This window comes from Melaminivora jejuensis (assembly GCF_017811175.1).
Taxonomy (GTDB): Bacteria; Pseudomonadota; Gammaproteobacteria; order Burkholderiales; family Burkholderiaceae_C; genus Melaminivora; species Melaminivora jejuensis.
Window position 1 is genome coordinate 525,912 of sequence record NZ_JACWIJ010000002.1, and the last position, 19,050, is coordinate 544,961.

At 60.4% G+C, this 19,050-nt stretch carries 15 protein-coding genes and 7 pseudogenes; 6 read left to right on the plus strand and 16 right to left on the minus strand.

Going from position 1 to position 19,050, the window contains the following annotated elements:
• Nucleotides 1–3 precede the first annotated feature (3 nt).
• Both IDM45_RS02690 and IDM45_RS18210 read left to right on the plus strand, forming a co-directional pair.
• Nucleotides 4–2,121 (plus strand): UvrD-helicase domain-containing protein, encoded by a 2,118-nt coding sequence (locus IDM45_RS02690; protein WP_209421531.1) that lies wholly within the window; start codon nt 4–6, stop codon nt 2,119–2,121.
• A 185-nt stretch (nt 2,122–2,306) separates the two neighbouring features.
• A complete protein-coding gene (locus IDM45_RS18210; RefSeq protein WP_209421532.1) occupies nt 2,307–2,456 on the plus strand; it encodes a DUF4113 domain-containing protein in 150 nt (49 codons plus the stop codon).
• Nucleotides 2,457–2,666: 210 nt separating this feature from the next.
• Here IDM45_RS18210 and IDM45_RS02700 read toward each other — a convergent pair.
• The 9 genes and pseudogenes from IDM45_RS02700 to IDM45_RS02740 form a co-directional block, all read right to left on the minus strand.
• A pseudogene (locus IDM45_RS02700) lies at nt 2,667–3,474 on the minus strand (transposase).
• A 28-nt stretch (nt 3,475–3,502) separates the two neighbouring features.
• Nucleotides 3,503–4,519, minus strand: a complete 1,017-nt coding sequence (locus IDM45_RS02705; RefSeq protein WP_232653547.1) for a hypothetical protein — start codon at nt 4,517–4,519, stop codon at nt 3,503–3,505.
• 25 nt (nt 4,520–4,544) lie between these two features.
• Nucleotides 4,545–4,850 carry a helix-turn-helix domain-containing protein gene (locus tag IDM45_RS02710; RefSeq protein WP_012479502.1) on the minus strand — a complete coding sequence of 102 codons (306 nt, stop codon included), beginning with the start codon at nt 4,848–4,850 and terminating at the stop codon, nt 4,545–4,547.
• Nucleotides 4,831–5,214, minus strand: a complete 384-nt coding sequence (locus IDM45_RS02715) for a type II toxin-antitoxin system RelE/ParE family toxin (protein ID WP_209421533.1) — start codon at nt 5,212–5,214, stop codon at nt 4,831–4,833. The genes IDM45_RS02710 and IDM45_RS02715 overlap by 20 nt, the downstream gene beginning before the upstream one ends.
• Nucleotides 5,215–5,353: 139 nt before the next feature.
• Nucleotides 5,354–6,019, minus strand: a pseudogene (locus tag IDM45_RS02720) (site-specific integrase); the annotation flags it as partial.
• Between the two features lie 97 nt (nt 6,020–6,116).
• Nucleotides 6,117–7,057: pseudogene (locus IDM45_RS02725) on the minus strand (IS256 family transposase).
• 540 nt (nt 7,058–7,597) lie between these two features.
• The gene (locus IDM45_RS02730) at nt 7,598–9,475 is read right to left on the minus strand and encodes a helicase-related protein (protein ID WP_209421534.1); all 1,878 of its coding nucleotides are present in this window, start codon (nt 9,473–9,475) and stop codon (nt 7,598–7,600) included.
• Nucleotides 9,476–9,626: 151 nt separating this feature from the next.
• Complete coding sequence (locus IDM45_RS17450; protein ID WP_232653544.1) at nt 9,627–10,100, minus strand: helix-turn-helix transcriptional regulator; 474 nt, start codon at nt 10,098–10,100, stop codon at nt 9,627–9,629.
• A 31-nt stretch (nt 10,101–10,131) separates the two neighbouring features.
• Complete coding sequence (locus tag IDM45_RS02740; RefSeq protein WP_209421535.1) at nt 10,132–10,830, minus strand: hypothetical protein; 699 nt, start codon at nt 10,828–10,830, stop codon at nt 10,132–10,134.
• 324 nt (nt 10,831–11,154) lie between these two features.
• Between IDM45_RS02740 and IDM45_RS02745 the strand changes: the two are divergent.
• A pseudogene (locus IDM45_RS02745) lies at nt 11,155–11,288 on the plus strand (transposase); the annotation flags it as partial.
• 457 nt (nt 11,289–11,745) lie between these two features.
• Here the strand turns inward: IDM45_RS02745 and IDM45_RS02750 are convergent.
• Nucleotides 11,746–14,149 (minus strand): annotated as a pseudogene (locus IDM45_RS02750) (heavy metal translocating P-type ATPase).
• A gap of 83 nt (nt 14,150–14,232) precedes the next feature.
• Between IDM45_RS02750 and cadR the strand changes: the two are divergent.
• A complete protein-coding gene (cadR, locus tag IDM45_RS02755; protein ID WP_008063281.1) occupies nt 14,233–14,673 on the plus strand; it encodes a Cd(II)/Pb(II)-responsive transcriptional regulator in 441 nt (146 codons plus the stop codon).
• An 18-nt stretch (nt 14,674–14,691) separates the two neighbouring features.
• Here cadR and IDM45_RS02760 read toward each other — a convergent pair whose 3' ends face one another.
• From IDM45_RS02760 to IDM45_RS02785, 6 genes and pseudogenes are all read right to left on the minus strand, one after another.
• Entirely contained in the window at nt 14,692–15,021 is a 330-nt protein-coding gene (locus IDM45_RS02760; RefSeq protein WP_008063282.1) for an EAL domain-containing protein, read from the minus strand.
• Nucleotides 15,018–15,253 (minus strand): annotated as a pseudogene (gene merE, locus IDM45_RS02765) (broad-spectrum mercury transporter MerE). Before merE ends, IDM45_RS02760 begins: the two are co-directional and overlap by 4 nt.
• A complete protein-coding gene (gene merD / locus IDM45_RS02770) occupies nt 15,250–15,606 on the minus strand; it encodes a mercury resistance co-regulator MerD (protein WP_008063284.1) in 357 nt (118 codons plus the stop codon). The pseudogene merE and the gene merD overlap by 4 nt, the downstream one beginning before the upstream one ends.
• Nucleotides 15,607–15,623: 17 nt before the next feature.
• Nucleotides 15,624–17,307: pseudogene (gene merA / locus IDM45_RS02775) on the minus strand (mercury(II) reductase).
• Between the two features lie 71 nt (nt 17,308–17,378).
• Nucleotides 17,379–17,654 (minus strand): mercury resistance system periplasmic binding protein MerP, encoded by a 276-nt coding sequence (merP, locus tag IDM45_RS02780; protein ID WP_000732290.1) that lies wholly within the window; start codon nt 17,652–17,654, stop codon nt 17,379–17,381.
• 15 nt (nt 17,655–17,669) lie between these two features.
• The gene (locus IDM45_RS02785) at nt 17,670–18,020 is read right to left on the minus strand and encodes a mercuric transport protein MerT (RefSeq protein ID WP_001294666.1); all 351 of its coding nucleotides are present in this window, start codon (nt 18,018–18,020) and stop codon (nt 17,670–17,672) included.
• Nucleotides 18,021–18,091: 71 nt separating this feature from the next.
• Between IDM45_RS02785 and IDM45_RS02790 the strand changes: the two genes are divergently transcribed.
• Together IDM45_RS02790 and IDM45_RS02795 are read left to right on the plus strand one after the other, a co-directional pair.
• Nucleotides 18,092–18,526, plus strand: coding sequence for a mercury resistance transcriptional regulator MerR (locus IDM45_RS02790; RefSeq protein ID WP_000414383.1), 435 nt, complete (start codon nt 18,092–18,094; stop codon nt 18,524–18,526).
• Nucleotides 18,527–18,784: 258 nt separating this feature from the next.
• A complete protein-coding gene (locus tag IDM45_RS02795; RefSeq protein WP_209421536.1) occupies nt 18,785–19,042 on the plus strand; it encodes a hypothetical protein in 258 nt (85 codons plus the stop codon).
• Nucleotides 19,043–19,050 lie beyond the last annotated feature (8 nt).

Genomic DNA, 19,050 nt, shown 5'->3' on the forward strand with positions numbered 1-19,050 from the left:
ACTTTGAGCTTCAAACCCAAGGTTGCGTTGAGCAACGATTTTCTGCTTCAGCTGGCCAAGTTGCCCGCCAAGGTTCACACCAAGGTGATGAAGTGGGCCATCCAGTTTCAGGCCGACCCCAAGAGCCCCGGCATCAATTACGAGAACATCAACGGCGCGCGGGACCCGAATCTCAAGTCAGTCCGGCTCGACGGCGACTGGCGCGGTATTGTCTTCAAACCGTCGGCCGGTGATGTGTATGTGCTGCTGTACGTGGACCACCACGACGACGCCTACCGCTGGGCCGAAAATCGCAAGCTGACCATTAACCCCGTCACCGGGGCGATGCAGATGCTGACTTTTGAAAGCGTCACGCAGCAGGTGCCGGATGAAGCTCCAAGCGCCAAGGCTGCGGTGGCCGAAGGCGTGGTGGAGGACTCCGTGGCAACGGTGGCTCCGACGCTCTTTGGAGAAATGGAAGACCGAGATTTGATGAGCCTCGGCGTGCCACAAGAGTTACTCGGCTTCGTTCGCAGCATCGCTAGTGAAGACGAGCTGGACGCCAAACAGGCGCAGCTTCCGATGGAGGCATACGAAGGTCTATTCCTTGTTGCGGCAGGCGACACGGTCAGTCAAGTGCTCAATGCCCGTGAGACGCGGGTGGACAAGGTCATCGATACCCAGGACTTCGCAGCAGCGCTGGCCACGCCCGAGTCGCAATCGCGGTTTGTCGTGGTGAGCGACGACGAGTCCATGACCGCCATCCTGAATGCGCCTCTCGCGCAATGGCGTGTGTTCCTGCATCCCACCCAGAAAAAACTCACTGTTGGAGACCGCAGCGGCCCCGTACGGGTGCTGGGCGGCGCTGGCACGGGCAAGACTGTGCTGGCCATGCACCGCGCCAAGTGGCTGGCAGAGAACCGGACCAAGGCAAACCAGAAGGTGTTCGTCACCACCTTCACCAAGAATCTCGCGGCAGATATCGAGCAGAACCTGCGCACACTCTGCAGTAGCGAGACATTCGCCAAGCTGGAGGTCCGCAACCTGGACGCCTGGGTCAATGCATTCATGCGCAGCCGCAAGCTGGAACACCGCATCGTGTACGACCGCAAGCAGGATGCCGCCCACCAAGCATGGCAAGCGGCATTGGCCGTGAAGGATTCGTCCCTGGACTTGCCTGACAACTTCTACGAGAGCGAACTGGAGCAAGTGGTTCTTGCGCAAGGCATCACCACGCTGGACCAGTACCGGACGGCCCGGCGCACGGGTCGCGGGGTGATTCTGACTCGCGCCAAACGTGATGCGGTATGGCCGGTGTTTGAGGAATACCGTGGGCAGCTGGCATCGCGCAAGCTCAAAGAAGTAGATGATGCTTACCGCGAGGTTGCCGATATGCTGAACGCTGAGGCTCAAAGCTCCAAACCTGTCTACAGTGCCATCGTCGCAGACGAAACCCAGGATTTGGGGCCGCAAGCGCTGCGTTTACTCCGCGCCTTGGTGCCAGTCGGCCCGAACGACCTCTTTTTTGTCGGGGACGGTCACCAGCGCATCTACAGCCGCAACAAGGCCGCAATGAGCCGCTGTGGTATCGACATCCGGGGCCGCGCCAAAAAGCTGTACCTCAACTACCGCACTACGGATGAAATTCGCCGGCAGGCTGTTGCATTGCTGGAAGGCTGCGAAATCGATGACCTCGACGATGGCCACGATGAGACCAAGCGCTACAAGTCGTTGTCACACGGACCAGCCCCCACTGTTTTGAGTGTGGAGGGCATTGAGGACGCAGCAAAACACGCTAATGAATTTGTCCGTCAATGGAGCACCGCGCAGGGTGATGGCGTGCCGCTGTCGTTCTGCGTCATTGCATCCAGCGAAAAAAGCCGGGATGCAATCGCAGGTCTGATACAGGCCGCAGGCTTGCGGTGCATCGCCATCACGGCGCAAAGCAACCATGCCGATGCCCGCGATGTGGTTCATCTGGCCACCATGCACCGAGCCAAGGGACTTGAATTCGATTGCGTGGTGGTGGTTGCCCCCAAGAGCTATTTGGGTGTGGCAGAAGAAACGGAAACCCAGCGCAAATTGTTATACGTTGCATTGACACGCGCGAAGCGTGGGGCCGAACTATTGTTAATCAACTAGCTTCCGCATGCGCGTGCTGTCTATGCAATTTTTTGATGCTGCGAATGGGCTAGACGGGCAGACTTTTAGCGCAGGAAGGCAGTGGTCATGTTGAGCGACCTGCTGCCCGCAAGTTAACGCCAGGTCGGCCTATGGAATGACGAAGCTGACGAGGTCGGCTGGGAACGCTCGCACAAGTTGATGGGGTGCTCGATGAGGTCAACGCCCGTTTTGGCTGCGGGGCAGTTCAGCTGGGGGCGTTGGGCACAAAGCCACTGTGGACGATGAAGCGCGGCCGGGTGTCCCCACGGTATACGACGCGGTGGGAGGATGTACCCAAAGTCGCCGCATATTGAAAAGGCGAGTACCAAATTGGTACTCGCCTTTTCAGAAGGTAATTCACTGGCGAGCCTCAGCCCTCCATATCGTCTGTGACCGTCAGGCCCATCCGAACACCGTGGGCAATCCGAACCATCGCAGCGATGTCGCCAGACCCATCTCGTTATACACAACTCACCCCAGCCCGGCCTCGGCTCCTCGTCGATTCGTGTGGAATCTGACAGGCACTACACATGGCGGTAGCCCGTGTCATTGCCAGGCTCAGCCATCTTGAATGGGCTTTGCGGCAAATCCTTGAGCCGGCCCATGCGCAGATGCGCAATCGCGATGAAGTTCTTGGCTGTGCGAAAGCTCCGGGCCGCCCGCTTGACCTGCTGCAGCAGCCCGTTCATGGCCTCCACATAGGCGTTGGAGCGGTTGTCCAGCATCCCCCGCACGACGCCATCGAAGTGTTCGGTGATGGTCTTGGCCAGACGCACAAAGGGCTTCAGGCGGCTTCGCCTGGCCCAGCTGAGCCAGCGCCTGAGCTCAAGCTGCGCGCTGCCCGAGTCGTTGTGTTCACGCGCCCTGGCGTACACCTCACGCAAACTCATCTTCATGCGCCAGGCACGGGCAGACTGAAGATGCGAGCGCTGCAGCCAGTGCATGGCGGCGGCTTGCCTGGCCGTCCAGCCCTGCGGGTTCTTGCGCATGCCCCACATCAAGCCCTTGCGGGTTTCGCTGTCCTTGTCACCAAAGACCTCCGTGACCGCCTTGGGGTGGCTGCGCCACTCGCTGGTGCGCACCTCGTCCATGGCCTGGCAGCCAGGCTTCGTATTGAAAGAAGTCCAGGTGGCGCCAGCAGCGGCGCAGCCGGTCGTGGATGCCTTGCTCGGCCAGGCCGCAGTGCGGGCAAGCCAGGCGCTTGGCGCTGCAGCGCACTTCAAAGTCGATGCGCCGGCGGGCCGTCTCAAGCTGCACCTGCACCACCTCCCAGGGCGGCTGCAGGCCCAGTGCCGTGGTGAACAACGCCTCGATCCCTGCTCCTGCGGTCATGTCGGTTTGCTTCTTTCTTCTGATCTACTCAGTGTTGCCCCAGGGGCCAATTGGGGGTGTTGGGATCCACACGAATCGACGAGGAGCCCCAATCAGGCCCGGCAACTTCCCCTGCGCGCTCCAGCATCTTGCGTGATTGTTCACTTTTTCCGTTGACCAACGCGACCGCAACAGCTCCCTTCGGGTATTCCAGCCTTTCCGCCAGCAAGTTCATCCAGTGCGCCAGCTTTTGCAAGGTTGCATCATCTGCGAACACTAGGAACTGGTGACGTTGCTCGTCATCGAGGAATGCTGGCAACTGGGCGTAGAGGGGGTACAGCAGGTCATGGAGATAGATGTACGTTTGCCGGCGCCCTTGTTCGTGGCTGCGCGTGGTGGCGGTCAATGCCTGCTGCGCCCATTCTGGCGTCAACTCGTCGATCGACATTTCCGTGATGTCGATGGAGATGAGCGGGAACCCCAGCGACTTACCGATCAGTGCCTTACGTCCGTCGAAGGCATGGCCAAGCTCGATTTCCACGCCACCCAAAACCATTGGCTCCGCTTGGACAGGCGGCCCAAGCACCGCAACATCGAGCCGGAATCGGCTGCCGAAGGGTGTATCCAATGGATGCTCGGTCGCTACACGATCAGCGCCGAGCAATAGGTTACCTTCCAGCGGGTAGTCTGATGCATCCGCATCCTTGAACCACCACGGCATGGCAAGCCTGGCATCCAGACGCCGACCAAGCTCTGCCGCGATCAACTCTTTTGCGCGCCGATGCTCTTGGCTTTCCTGTACGGCCCGCTGCCGGTTGGTTTCTTCGTCATCAAAGTGCGCCCTGAGGTCGTAGATGCGATCAACGGGCAATTGCCGGAAATGGGAGCGCCGACGCAGCTTTCCATCTTCAAAGATAGGGCTGACCCACGTCACCATTTGCCGCAAAGCATCGGGAGACACCAACGGCCATAACTTGCGCGCATGTTCCCGGCTGCGAACATCGCGCGCCACAATCCGGGTCTGAAACAGGCCCTTGCGGGAGAAAACGACTACGGCTTCATCCATGCGTGGCAGTCACCAGTGCGGGGCACTAGATGATGGCTTGCAAGCCCTTGTCGGCGATGATGTTCAGCAGTTTGAGCGCCGGGCCGGCCGGGTGGGTATCGCCTTGCTCCCATTTGCGCACCGTCGAAGCAGTCGTGTGCAGATGCAGCGCGAACACCGGCTGGCTGAACTTCAGTTCTTCGCGCAGGTGTTTGATGTCGGCAGCACTGAACTCCCGCACTGGCGGCGGGCAGATGGCATCGAACTCGCGCATCGTTACCTTGCCGATTGCGCCAGCGTCATGCAGCGCAGCCAAGTCGCCGCGCAGGGATTCAATGAGCTTGCTCGTCACAACACACCTCCAGTAGAACGCCGGACTCCAGCGCTTTCGCCAAGTTCTCTGCCGACAGTTCCAGAAACACCTTGCCAGCGAACTGCAACGCCTTCCTTTCGTCCTGAGTGATATTCGCCTTGTTGCTCTTGGGGAACCCATGCAGGAACACATAGCTGCTGCCGATCCGTGCCGACAGCAGCGTCCGATAGCCGCCGCTTTTGCCGCCACCAGGGCGCGCTACCCGCTTCTTGTAGAGAAAGCCGCCCAGGTCAGCATCAACCAGACCGGCCTCCATCTCCTGGACTGCTTTGCACAAAGCGGCGTCAGGTAGCCTTTCGCTGGCCTGCCACCGTGCAAAGTCCCTGCGGTTGAAGACGGTCATATTTGGCACTCCCGAAAACTATACCCGAAACGGGCATGGTTTGCCAGTTCAACTTTCGGCTTTCTCGGCGTTGGAGAGGATTCGCCAGACAATGTCTGGCGGATTGGCTTGTCGTCCATATACAGAAGCATTTCGCTGTTCATGCTGCGGCCTCCAGCGACTGGCGCTGCCCTGCGCCGGTGATGGCCTGACGCCGGCTGGCCACCAGTTCGGCCGCCTCGCGTACTGGCTTGTCTTCTGTGTGGACGTAGTGCATGAACATCGCTACGGTCTTGTGTCCTGTCAGTCTCATCCCTACCTTGGTCGGCACGCCCGAATTGGCAATGTCGGTGGTCGAGCGGTGGCGAATACCATGCGTGCCGACGTGCGGCACGCCGGCGGCCTTGAGCGCCCGGCACCAGCCGCCGTAGTGCTCGCCAAAGGTCAGGTGCTTGTCCGGGTCGTTGGGCGACGGCAGGACATACGGGCAGCCTTCCCGGCGCGGCGCCGTCGAGAGCAGCCGATAGGCTTCCGCGCTCATGGGCTTGGACATGCCGCCAGTCTTGCTGTCGGGCCAAACCACACGGCGGTTCTCGAAGTCCAGCCAAGCCCATTCGAGTGGGCAGATTTCGGAGCGCCGGGCGGCAAACTCGAATTGCAGCCGGATCGCCAGGGGGATGACGTAGTTCTCCAGCCCTTCGGCCTCCAACTTGTCCAGGTGGCGGTAGATCAGCGCCAATTCGCCATCCACGATGAGCCGGGTTTCCTTGCCCGGCGGGAACATCGGGACATGCCGGCACGGGTTCGTGCCGTCCGGGCGGTAGCCACACGGGCGTGTCCGAATTTTTGTGTAAACGGGTCGGACTTCAATTGACGGAGATGCGGTCTCCGAACTGAATGGTAAAGCGGGTCAGCGCGGCCTTTCAATCCCGGATGGGCATGGTCCACTTCTGGCTGATGTTGCGCAGCGCCAGGTAGAACAGCTTGGTCAGCGCCTCGTCGCTGGGGAACGAGCCCCGGTTCTTGGTCAGCTTCCTCAGGCTCATGTTCACCGACTCGATGGCGTTGGTGGTGTAGATGACCTTGCGGATTTCCAGCGGGTAGTCAAAGAACGGGGTCAAGCGACTCCAGTTCCTGCGCCAGGACTGGCCGATGGGCAGGTACTCGGCATCCCATCGGGCCTCGAACTATGCGAGCATCAGTTCGGCCTCCTCGGCGGTGGCGGCCGTGTAGATGCGGCGCAGGTCGGCCGCCACTTCCTTGCGGCGCTTGCATGAGACGTAGTTCAGGCTGTGGCGCACCATGTGAACGATGCACAGTTGTACCACCGCCTTGGGGAACACCGCCTCGATGGCGTCCGGGAAGCCCTTGAGCCCATCGACACAGGCAATGAAGATGTCCTGCACGCCCCGGTTGCGGTCACCGAGGAAATCAAGCTGGGTGAGACCTCGGTGCCATACATCTCTTCGAGATGGGCCTGTATCTCGCGCACCGTCATGCCACGGGCGTACAGCGAGATGATTTTGTCGTCGAAGCCGGCCCAGCGGGTCTGGTGCTTGGGGATGAGCTGAGGCTCGAAGCTGCCATGGCGCTCGCGTGGCACTTCGATGGGCAATTCGCCGAACTCGCCCTTGAGGGTCTTCTTGCTCTTGCCGTTGCGGGTGTTGCCAGCGGGGTTGGCCACCGCCTCGTTGCGTTCATGGCCCAGGTGCTCAGTCAGCTCAGCGTCCAAAGCTCGCTCGACCAGCAGCTTGGTCAACTGCTTGAGCAGTCCGTTCTCGCCGATGAGGTCTTCGGGCTTCTTGTAGTTGGCCAGCAGGCCAGAGAGCAGTTCTTCGGGTACGTCGTGTTTCTTGGTGTTCATTGTGCTTACGGACAGGCCGGCTTGCGCCGGCGGTGGATTGTCCGTTTACACAAATTTCTGCACACCCTCAGGCCTCATCGCGCATTCAAAACGGCTGGCGTCCAATCGTGCCTATTCGGATCCGTCAATCATGGGGTTGTGAGAGGTTCCCAAAAAGAAGCCTACGGCAGGCTGCTGCATACTTTGTGTGCCGCAGCTTTGATCGGCGCAACGTCTCTGACGTTTTCGTCTATGGGTGCTTTTTGGTACGGTCTTGGCAAGGTCTTGGCAAGGTCTTGGCAAGGTCTTGGCCTTGCTGCTGCTGGCGGTGTTGTTCTTTTTTTTTGGAGCCATCCTCAGCAAAGGAGATTGATGTGACGGTCATTTTTTATGCCATCTGCGCCTTGGCAGCTCTCTTTGGAGGCTATTTGGCCTTGGTCGCCGTCGAAGGCGATGCCAAAAAAGACGCCGAGCATCACTGATGCTTGAAAAAAAACCGCTTCGGCGGGTTTTCCAATGGTTGAGGCCATTGGAAAGCCTGTCCATGCCCGGGCTGGTCGGCTACATCTGACCAACCCCTTCCGTGAAGTCCTGCACCTCCAGACGCGGCAGCTTGAAGGTGCCCAGCGACTTGCCTGTCTGAAACTCGCCCAGCACATCGCCAAAGCCCCGGATCTCCATGTCCCGCTCGGCCAGCGAGAAGCCGTCAGCGTGGTTGCACACTGCCTGAAGCCGCTCCTGGGTCAGCCGTGAAGGCTGCTTGTCGAGCATCATCACGAAGTCGGCGCTGCCGCCGTTGCGGGCCAGCCGCCCGCGCAACTGGTGCAGTTGGGCCACCCCGAAACGATCAGCGCCAGAGACCACCATGAGGCCGATGTCGGGCACATCCACCCCGACCTCTACCGCCGTGCTGGCCACCACGATGGGCTTGTCGCCGCTGGCAAATGATTCGAGCGCCTGAGCCTTGGCAACGCCTGCCATCTGGCCGTGCAGCACGGCCACCTTGTCCTTGAAGTGCTGCCCCAGCCGCTCACCGGCGGCCTTCACCGATGCCCCTTGCCCACTCACCTTGGGGTACAGAAAAATGACTTTGCGACCGCCGTGCAGATGCGAGCGAATCAGTTGATTGACTTGCTGGCGCTCGTTGCTCAATGCGATGCGAGAGCGGATGGTCTTGGCCACCGGGCCGTTGACCAGTCGAACCTGCTGCCAGCCGTCAAAGATGGCCAGCGCCAGGGAGCGAGGAATAGGCGTTGCACTGGCCTCGATGATGTGAGTGTGCCCCTGGGCCAGCAAGGCGCGCTGCTGCACGGAAAACTTGTGCTGTTCGTCCACAACCAAAGCCTCCAGCTCCAAGCGGTCAGCATGGGCAAACAAGGCTTGTGTGCCGATCAGCATCCTGGCCTGAGCAGGCACTTCCGAGCCGGCGATGACCAAAGCGGGGTGCAGGTGGGGGAAGCGGCGGGCGGCCTGGGCATGGATCTGCCGCGCCACCAGGTCGCTCGGGACGACGACGGCCACACGTTTGACGCTGGCCTGACAAATGGCGGCCAGTGCCAGCAAGAACACCAGCGTCTTGCCGGTACCCACGTCGCCATTGAGCAAAATGCGCACGCCACGCTGAGCGTTGACGAGTTTGCGGATGCCGTTGAGGGCGTGGCGCTGGTCATGGCTGAGGGTCTCGGGTTGGGCGTGCACCAAGGCGCGCAAGTCCTCATCCAGGTTGTAGAGAGCTGGCACGACTTCGCCACGGCCTGCATCACTGCCTTGCAGCGCCTGCGCACGCACCTCTTGGACGACGCAGTGACGGGCCAAGCGCAGGGCGCAGTCGGCACGCTCGAACGAGCTGGGCTGGTGCAAGTCCACGATGAGTTGCCGGGCGGTGAGGCCGTACCGATGTAGCAAATCCGCGATGGTCGGGTTGTCCATGAGGATCTGGGCGGCTGCATCCAGAGCGTCAGGCATCGCCAGCGCGGCCTGGATGGCGGCCTCAATCTTGGTGCCCGACACGGTGCCTTGCACGCCGGTGTACAGCGGCTCAACCTTGCCGCTGAACGCAGCAAGCTGAGCGTTTTGCAAAAATCGCTGGCCACTGGAGCACTCTTTGACGCTGGCCTGGAACTGCAGCAGTTGACCGACAAGTGGCTTGGCCTCTTTTTGGGTCAGGCCGAAAAATCGCACCTGAAAGCCTTTCACATCTTCAAAATCCAGCGTCAACTCGATGCTGAGCGGATGCGGGCTGGAGGTCACTTGGCTCAGGCTGTTGAGGCCTCTCCAGGAACGTACAACAGCGCAAAACAGGATGAGGCGCTTGGCCGGAAAATGTGCAGTGATGCGTCGATGCAGATAGGTCTTGTCGACGTAATCCTTGGGCAGTACCAACAATGCCTCTGCGGGCGTCTGGCATCCAATGCGATCGAGTGCAGTAAAGACAGTCATGTTGCAACTACAGAGGTAAAAGCCATGCGTGCGCCGTGCCTCAAACCCATCATCGAAATCTCAAGGTTTGTCTGCTGACGATAGCGTGACTGGTCTTGAAGTGAGACGGCTTCGACTTCCTCAGAGAAGGCTTTGAGCCTTCTCTGGAGGATCACAGTTTTCCATTGATCCGCTCTTGAATCCAGATTGCCACTGCGGTGCTGTCCCAAGCGACCGTTCGTTTGCCAATCTGCACCGGACGCGGGAATTTTTGCTCCTTGACCATTTTGTAGAGGCTGCTGCGCCCCAGGCCCGTCATTTCCAAAACTGACCTCAAACGCAGCAGACGACGCTCTTGATGCGCTGCATTGCTCCTGACCAAGATCCCAGACATAAATACACCCTCAGACAAAACAAAGACCGAAGAAGCTCCGATGTGCTCCGTGTCCTGCGTGCAATCCTGCGTGCAGCCGATTGGCAGTTCATGGGCGTAAACCGAAAGCGCCACGGATTCAATCGGTACGTCGATGAATCCATGGGGAGCATGGTAAATGCTTTGCGAACGGCGTTGGAAGCGAATAACACGCTTGAGGCAGCAGCATTCAGTATGCGTGACCTGTTGCCGGGCAGGAGCCGAAGCCTTCAAGGCCCCGGCTCTTTCGCCAATCTCTACTGCCTCAGCAAGACTGCTGGACAAGTTCCTGAAGGTCGCTGTTGTTGAACAACCATTGCCAACTGGTCGTCAGAGGATTGCGGGCATTGACCTTCAGGCCCTCCAGTATCTGCACCCTGCAAGGGTTGGGTGACTCCAGAGTCGACACATGGGCGTGCAAATGATTGGCGCCCAGGGTCAACACTTCCGCCATTTCTTGCTGAAGGGCCATCAGCTCGGAGGTTTCCTGCTTCTCGCTGATTCTCGCCTCCAGTGTTCTGCGCTCTCGCTGCCATTGGCGAACGATCGCATCGGTATCTGCGGCCCAGCGATCCAGGCTGATCTGCCCCTTCCAGTCGAGCCCCACCCCCTCCATGTCCTTCAGCAGCAACTGGACGGTTTCTTCGCTCAAAACATGAGCATCGGGTGTTTGCCCGAACAGCTCCTTCACGCGAGCAGCCAGGTCAAGCGCCGCCTTGATCCTCAAATCCAGCAGCTCCAATTGCAGCCGATCAGTTTTGAGGTGCTCGGCAAGAAGGCTGTTTTGCAAGGCTCCGTAGTCGGGGAAATTTTCGGCATACATCACTTCGAGCAGCAGTGTCTTGCCCAGCTGCGCGTTAAGCTGGACAAGAGCCTGCGCCAGGCTGATGCAGCCCGTGGCTGCGTGCGCCTCAGGGTCTTGGCCTCGGAAGTGATCTTCCTGGTGGTAGGTAAAATTTCTCATGGGTTCTCCTGTGAGCCAATTGAGCAGACCATCTGCTCCGATTGGTCAATTCAATATCCCATGAATAATTTCCCAGTCAAATGCAGTCGAAGGATGGCTTGTCACCAATCCGATGAGGCACCTGGCAATTTTGTCTTTTATTGCCCTTCAGCTATCGCATTCCGAAGGGTTGTATAGACGGAAATTGCTGTTCGCTGTCCATGGCCTGCGCCGTGATGGCGCAGCTGATGGCGAGCTTGCAAGCACGCGGGAGAGCCCAGTGAATTACCCCGGCTGAATCAGGCATCTTCAAGTCTCAAGCCTGAGGCTCCAATAGGAGGCGCCATGACGACCAAGCGGCCATATCCCGGGGAGTTCAAGATCGAGGCGCTCCAGCAGATCACTGAGCGAGACCTCGGGGGGCGGACGTGTCTGCCCGGATCGGCGTGAGCCAGCACAGTTTTTGCAAGTGGATCAAGCGACCGGCCAAATTTGGCCGGTCGTCGCGGCGTCAGTCCCATCCCCGGGCTGCACTGGCCACCGTCAGCTCGATCGGATGCCGCTTTTGGGATCAGCGCAGGCCCAAGTGTCGAAAGATGGCCTGTCTCCGTCGCCTTTTGACCGGCCAAATTTGGCCGGTCGTCCCTCTTACTCCCCACCTCGCCCACCCTTGGCCACCCGGGTCGCACGCCCCAAGCTTGGACAGGTGGCATCCTCTCAGCCCCAAGAGTGCTCAACAAAACCAGGAACCTGTACGAAGGCTCGTAGTTTCTGCCCTGATGAGGCGCGCTTTGATCAGCCAAAAAGGGGTCGTCTCAGAAAACGGAAAATAAAGCACGCTAAGCCGGTTGCAATGGTCGTAGCGGCCTGAACTTGCCCGCGCCGATCTTGGCGCGATGTTTAGACCACCCCAGTCGTAGAGAAAGAATTTCCAGCTCATTTGCGCAACAGCCTCAAGCCATTGCCAACGACGAGCAAGCTGGCCCCCATATCAGCAAACACCGCCATCCACATGGTCGCTTGACCCGTGAAGGTCAGCACCAGAAATACTGCCTTGATGCCAAGGGCCAGCACAATGTTTTGCATCAGCACCTGCGCCGTCGCACGCGACAGGCGCACGAAGGTCGGAATCTTGCCCAGGTTGTCGTCCATCAGGGCCACGTCAGCGGTCTCGATGGCGGTATCGGTGCCAGCCGCTCCCATGGCAAAGCCGATGTCCGCACGCGCCAAGGCCGGGGCATCGTTGATGCCATCACCGACCATGCCGACCTTGCCCTTTATGGCCAGTAGCTCAACTTCGCGCAGTTTGTCGTCTGGGAGCAGATTGCCTTGCGCACTGTCGATCCCGGCTTGTGCGGCAATGGCCTGTGCCGTGTGGGGGTTGTCGCCGGTCAGCATCATGGTGTTGATGCCCAGTGCATGAAGCTCGGCAATGGCGCTCCTGCTGCTTTCCTTGATGGTGTCCGCTACGGCAAATAAGGCATGAACCCTTTTGCGCTGACCAACATCACGACAGTTTTACCCATGGTTTCCAGCGCCGCGATGCGCTGTTCCAGTTCTGGTGTGCATTGCCCCAGCGCTTCGAGCATCCGCTGGTTGCCAAGATGGTAGGTCTCACCGTTGATTTGGCCTTGCACGCCCCGACCGGGCAGCGCGCTGAACTCGGCTACGTCGAGTAAGGCAACCCCATCCGTCTGCGCGGCTTGTGCCACCGCTTTGGATACAGGGTGGTCGGAACGAGCCGCCAGACTGGCAGCGATGCTGCGGCTGTTTGCGGCGAGTGCATTGCCCCAAGTGACAAAATCGGTCTGTGCGGGCTTGCCGTGCGTGATCGTGCCGGTCTTGTCCAGAGCCAGCCAGCGCAGCTTGCGGCCTTCTTCCAGATAGACGCCGCCCTTGATGAGAATGCCGTGGCGGGCGGCAGCGGCCAGGCCGCTGACGATGCTGACCGGCGTAGAGATCACCAGTGCGCACGGGCAGGCGACCACCAGCAGAACCAATGCACGGTAAATCCAGTCGAGCCATGCCGCACCCATGAACAGCGGTGGCAACAACGCGACGGCGATGGCAACACCGAAAACAATGGGCGTGTACCAGCGGGCGAACTGATCGACAAAGCGCTGAGTCGGCGCACGGCTTCCTTGGGCAGCCTCTACCGCGTGAATGATGCGGGCCAATGTGGAGTTGCTGGCCACGGCGGTGACGCGGTACTCGAATGAACCGGATTCGTTGATCGTGCCCGCAAACACCGGATCACCGGGGGATTTCTCGACCGGAAGGCTTTCACCCGTGATCGGGGCTTGGTTGACGGCAGAGCGGCCTTCCAGCACCTCACCATCCAGGGCGATGCGCTCACCTGGCTTGACCCGGACGCGGCTACCGATGGCAATTTGCTTTGCACCCACCTCGCGCCATGTGCCGTCAGCCTGCTGCACCGTGGCCTGTTCCGGGGTCAGGTCGAGCAGGCCACGGATGGCATTGCGGGCGCGATCCAGCGACTTGGCTTCGATCACCTCGGCCAGCGCGAAAAGCACCATCACCATTGCCGCCTCGGGCCAGTGCCCGATCAACATGGCACCCGTGACGGCAATCGACATCAGGGCGTTCATGTTGAGATTACGGTTCTTGAGCGCAATCCAACCTTTCTTGTAGGTGGACAGACCGCCGGTGAAGACCGCGACGAGCGCCAGAACGACGACCGACCAATGATTGCCGTTGTGGAGCCAGTAGACCGCCTCGGCCGCCGATGCAGTTACAAAGGAGATGCCCAGCGGCCACCAGTTGGTCGGCGTGGTCACAAGGGATGCGGATGGCGATGCGGCCTCTGCGGTGTCCAACACCTGCGCCTCGAATCCAAGCGCTTGCAGTGCCGCGAGCACGTCCGGCAGAACCTGGTCCGCATGGCGTACCGACAGCGTGCGCTGCATCAGGTTGAAATCGAGATCGGCAACTCCGGCCATGGTACCGAGCTTGTTGCGGATCAACGTCTCTTCGGTCGGGCAATCCATTTTGGTAATGGACAGCTTGGTCGTTTGCCCGGTCGATGCCTGATCCATGCGCACGGCTTGCATGCCGATGGCGGTTAGCGCCTGCTCAACGGGAAACAACGAAGGCAGTTCGTGCCGAACGGCCAAAGTACGCTGCATCAGGTTGAACTCAAGACCAACCACCCCGCCAGCCCGACCAGCTTGCCTCGGATCAGCGCCTCTTCCGTGGGGCAGTCCATGTTCTCGATGCGATACACCGCTTGAGCCGATCCGGTTGTCGCTGGGGCTTGTGTCGTGGGTTGGATGATCGGCCCAGCCGAGCAGCCACACGCCGTGGAAGCGCATTCGCTCATAAATAACTCCTTCAAATCTATACAACTTCCATTACAAACCCTATAGTTACTATAGAGTCAAGTGAAATAAAGGAGATTGATGCATGGAAATCAGAATTGGCGACCTCGCCAAGCGCTCTGGATGCGAGGTTGTGACCATCCGCTACTACGAGAAGGAAGGGCTACTGCCGAAGCCAGCGCGAAGCGGTGGCAACTTCCGGCTGTACGGTGAGGCGCACATTGAGCGCTTGCAATTCATCCGTCATTGCCGTTCGCTCGACATGACGTTGAGCGAGATTCGCGCATTGCTGGGTCTGCGAGACAACCCGATGCAGGACTGTGGGGAGGTCAACACGCTGCTGGAGGCCCATATTCAACAGGTGGAAATGCGTGTGTCCGCGCTGTTGCAGTTAAAGCGGCACTTGGTTGATTTGCGCGAGAAGTGTTCTGGCTCTCGATCTGTAGAGGCGTGCGGCATTTTGCAAGGGTTGGGCAATTGCAATTGCCATGGTGAAAGTGCCACGAAAAGTCAAACATCTGGGTAAGTAAGGGCTTAGCGTGCTTTATTTTCCGTTTTCTGAGGCGACCCCATTAACGGCCAATCGAAACGGCCGCCAATTCAACGCCAGCCAGCGCTGCATCTGACGGCAGGCTTCACCCAGCACCCACGCGCCGATTTTGGGCATCAGCCCGGACGATTCGGCCAGTGGCAGGAACGCGCCCGGCGGCAGCAGGCCAAGGCTCGGGTGCCGCCAGCGCAGCAGCGCTTCCGCGCTGGCAATTCGGCCGCGGCGCAGATCGACGATGGGCTGGTAGTGCAGCTCAAGCTGCCGATGCTCGGCCGCCTGGGCCAGTTGCGCCGCCGTCCAGCCATCCGGCTCGGTAGCGCTCATGATCTTCCCTTGAACGCCCGCATCGCCCGCGCCAGGGACAGGACGAACAAGCCGGTCAGGCCGAACGCCGCAATGCCCAATACTTGCCGAGGAACGCACCGGCGGTGGTGCCGGCAAGAACGATGGCGAGCACCGGCAGGTGGCAGGGACAGGTCAGCGCGGCGAGCAGGCCCCACAGGTAGCCGGCGACCGGCTTGCGCGCCTCGGGGGAAACGCGCTCCGGGCTGTTCATGCCGAGATCTCCGACGTGCTGTGCGCCAATTCGGTCAACTGCGTTTCCAGGTTCGTCAGCGCTTGGCGTCGGCGCTCGACGAGGTGGCACAGGTCGGCAAGATGCGCCGACGCTTCATCGCCGTCTGCGGTGTCCAGCGCCCGGCACAGCCGCGTCAGCAGGTCGAGGCCGATGCCGGCCTCCAGGGCGGCTCGCACGAAGCACAGCCGCTGCAAGGCGGCCGCGTCGAACACCCCGTAGCCGCCGGCGGTGCGCGCCACCGGCCGCAGCAGCCCACGCACCTTGTAATCGCGCACGACATGTACGCTCACACCGGCCTCATGGGCCAGACGCGATACCGTGTAGGCGTTCATCGACCACCTCCTGTTCCTCACCCGGCGCAGCAGGACAGCTGCTTCACGTCCTTGTTGAACGTCTGCGCCGCGAGCTTCAACCCTTCGACCATCGTCAGGTACGGGAACAACTGGTCGGCCAGTTCCTGCACCGTCATGCGATTGCGGATCGCGAGCACTGCGGTCTGGATCAGTTCGCCCGCTTCGGGCGCCACCGCCTGTACACCGATGAGCCGTCCGCTACCTTCCTCGATGACCAGCTTGATGAAGCCGCGCGTGTCGAAGTTGGCGAGCGCGCGCGGTACGTTGTCGAGCGTGAGCGTACGGCTGTCAGTCTCGATGCCGTCGTGGTGCGCTTTCGCCTCGCTGTAGCCCACCGTCGCCACTTGCGGATCGGTGAACACCACGGCCGGCATCGCGGTCAGATTGATGGCGGCGTCGCCGCCGGTCATGTTAATGGCCGCACGAGTGCCGGCCGCTGCCGCCACATAGACGAACTGCGGCTGGTCGGTGCAGTCGCCGGCCGCGTAGATGTTCGGGCTACTGGTGCGCATGCCCTTGTCGATGACGATGGCCCCTGCGCATTGACGGCTACCCCGCCGCTTCCAATGCCAGGCTGCGCGTGTTCGGTGTCCGGCCGGTGGCGACCAGCAGCTTGTCGGCGCGCACTTCGCCCTGTCCAGTGGTCAGCACGAATTCGCCGTCCACATGGGCGACTTGGCTGGCTTGCGTATGTTCCAGTACCTTGATTCCTTCGGCACGGAAGGCGGCTGTGACGGCCTCGCCGATGGCAGGGTCTTCGCGGAAGAACAGCGTGCTGCGCGCAAGGATCGTGACCTGGCTACCCAGCCGGGCGAAGGCTTGCGCCAGTTCCAGCGCCACCACCGACGAGCCGATGACGGCCAGGCGTTCGGGAATGGTGTCGCTGACCAAGGCCTCGGTCGAAGTCCAGTAGGGTGACTCTTTCAGGCCCGGAATCGGCGGCATGGCCGGACTGGCACCCGTGGCGACCAGGCAGCGGTCGAACATCACGACGCGCTCACCACCCTCGTTCAAACTAACGATAAGGCTCTGGTCGTCCTTGAAACGCGCTTCACCGTGCAGAACGGTGATGGCTGAATTGCCGTCCAGGATGCCTTCGTACTTGGCATGACGGAGTTCTTCGACACGGGCCTGCTGCTGGGCCAGCAGCCGCTCGCGCAAGATCGTCGGCGGTGTGGGTGGCATGCCGCCGTCGAATGGGCTTTCCCGGCGCAGATGGGCGATGTGGGCAGCGCGGATCATGATCTTGGACGGCACACAACCGACGTTGACGCAGGTGCCGCCGATGGTGCCGCGCTCAATCAGCGTGACCTGCGCGCCTTGCTCGACGGCCTTCAGTGCTGCCGCCATCGCGGCTCCACCGCTGCCGATCACGGCGACTTGCAACGGGCGCTCGCCGCCGCTGCCCTTGTCGGCGGCACCCATCCAGCCGCGCACCTTGTCGAACAGCCCAGTGCGGTTGTCGGTCGGCGGGGCATCGGCGAGCATCGCTTTGTAGCCCAGGCCAGCCACGGCGGCGGTCAGTGCGTCCGGCGCTGTGCCTGGATCAAGGGCGAGCTGGGCCGCGCCCTTGGCATAGGACACTATGGCAGATTGGACGCCGGGTACTTTTTCCAGCGCTTCCTTGACGTGCGCCGCGCACGAGTCGCAGGTCATGCCGGTGATTTTTAGATGGGTCATGCGACAGATCCTTTTTCGTTTGTGGTAGCAGACAAGGGCGTCAGATGTGCTGCGCTGCCGTTTTCAGTGCCTCACTTCTTGACGCTGGACGGATAGCCTGCGTCTTCGGTGGCCTTGGTCAGCTTCTGCACGCTGGTCTTGGCATCATCGAAGGTGACAACCGCTTCGCGTGTCTCGAAGGTCACGTTAACTTTGCTGACGCCTTCGACCTTGGAAATCGCCTTCTTGACGGTGATCGGACAAGCGGAGCAGGTCATGCCCGGTACGGACAGCGTGACGGTCTGGGTGGCGGCCCACACGGGGGCAACAACGGCAGCGATGGCGAGAGAGGCAAACAGTTTTTTCATGATGAACTCCTGTGATTAATAGAAAAATGGCATGACGTAGGGAAATCCGAGCGCGACCAGAACCAGCGCGGCCACGACCCAGAAAATGAGCTTGTAAGTAGCGCGCACTTGGGGAATCGCACACACATCCCCTGGTTTGCAGGCTTGCGCCGGTCGGTAGATGCGCCGCCAGGCGAAAAACAGCGCCACCAACGCCGCGCCGATGAAGATCGGGCGATAAGGTTCCAACACCGTCAAGTTGCCGATCCAAGCGCCGCTGAACCCCAGGGCGATCAGAACCAGCGGCCCCAGGCAGCAAGCCGAGGCGAGGATGGCGGCTAGCCCGCCAGTGAAGAGCGCCCCGCGCCCGTTTTGAGGTTCAGACATACGCTTGTCCTTTCAAATCTGGATTGGATAGCTTAAGCTTACTTCCGTACCAATGTACGGAGTCAAGCGATATGGAAAAAAATTTGGAGAATCTGACTATTGGCGTTTTCGCCAAGGCGGCCGGGGTCAACGTGGAAACAATCCGGTTCTATCAGCGCAAGGGCTTGTTGCCGGAGCCGGACAAGCCCTATGGCAGCATCCGCCGCTATGGCGAGGCGGATGTGACGCGGGTGCGCTTCGTGAAATCAGCCCAGCGGCTCGGATTCAGCCTCGACGAGATCGCAGAGCTGCTGAGGCTGGATGACGGCACCCACTGCGAGGAAGCCAGCAGCCTGGCCGAGCACAAGCTTCAGGACGTGCGCGAAAAAATGACCGACCTGGCGCGCATGGAAACCGTGCTATCCGAACTTGTGTTCGCCTGCCATGCGCGGCAAGGGAACGTTTCTTGCCCGCTGATTGCTTCGCTGCAAGGGGAGAAAGAGCCGCGTGGTGCCGACGCGGTGTAGCCGAGGGTAGTTACGCCTTAGCGTGCTTTATTTTCCGTTTTCTGAGACGACCCCTAATGGCCGAATCTGGGTATCAGCAGAGCAGTTCTACAAGGCAGCAGAGCAGGTTTGGACAAGCGAGGGAGTCGATCTGAACGAATTCGTATTCCCGCTGATCGTCAACTATGCGCTCTGCGCTGAACTCAGCTTGAAGGCCGCAGAGGGAGGCGCTGTCGGTGGCGGCCTGACCCCGGACGGTCTTGTGAAGGCTGCAAGATCATGTCCACGGCACATGGGCACAACTTGTCGGATGTGTTTGCGTCTCTTGAACCGCCCACTCAGGCTGCTATTGAGTCTGAATTTCTGGCGGCGTCAGGAGAACAGCTGGCACCGCTTCTTGCCGAGTGCTCGGACTACTTCATTCAAGCCCGCTATGCTTATGAACAGATCGGTGGCAGCTACAACTTGAGCGGTATCCGCACGCTCGCAAAGGGCTTGCTTGATGCCGTGAAAGCCTTCGGTACCAAGAATCACTGAGCGAAGTG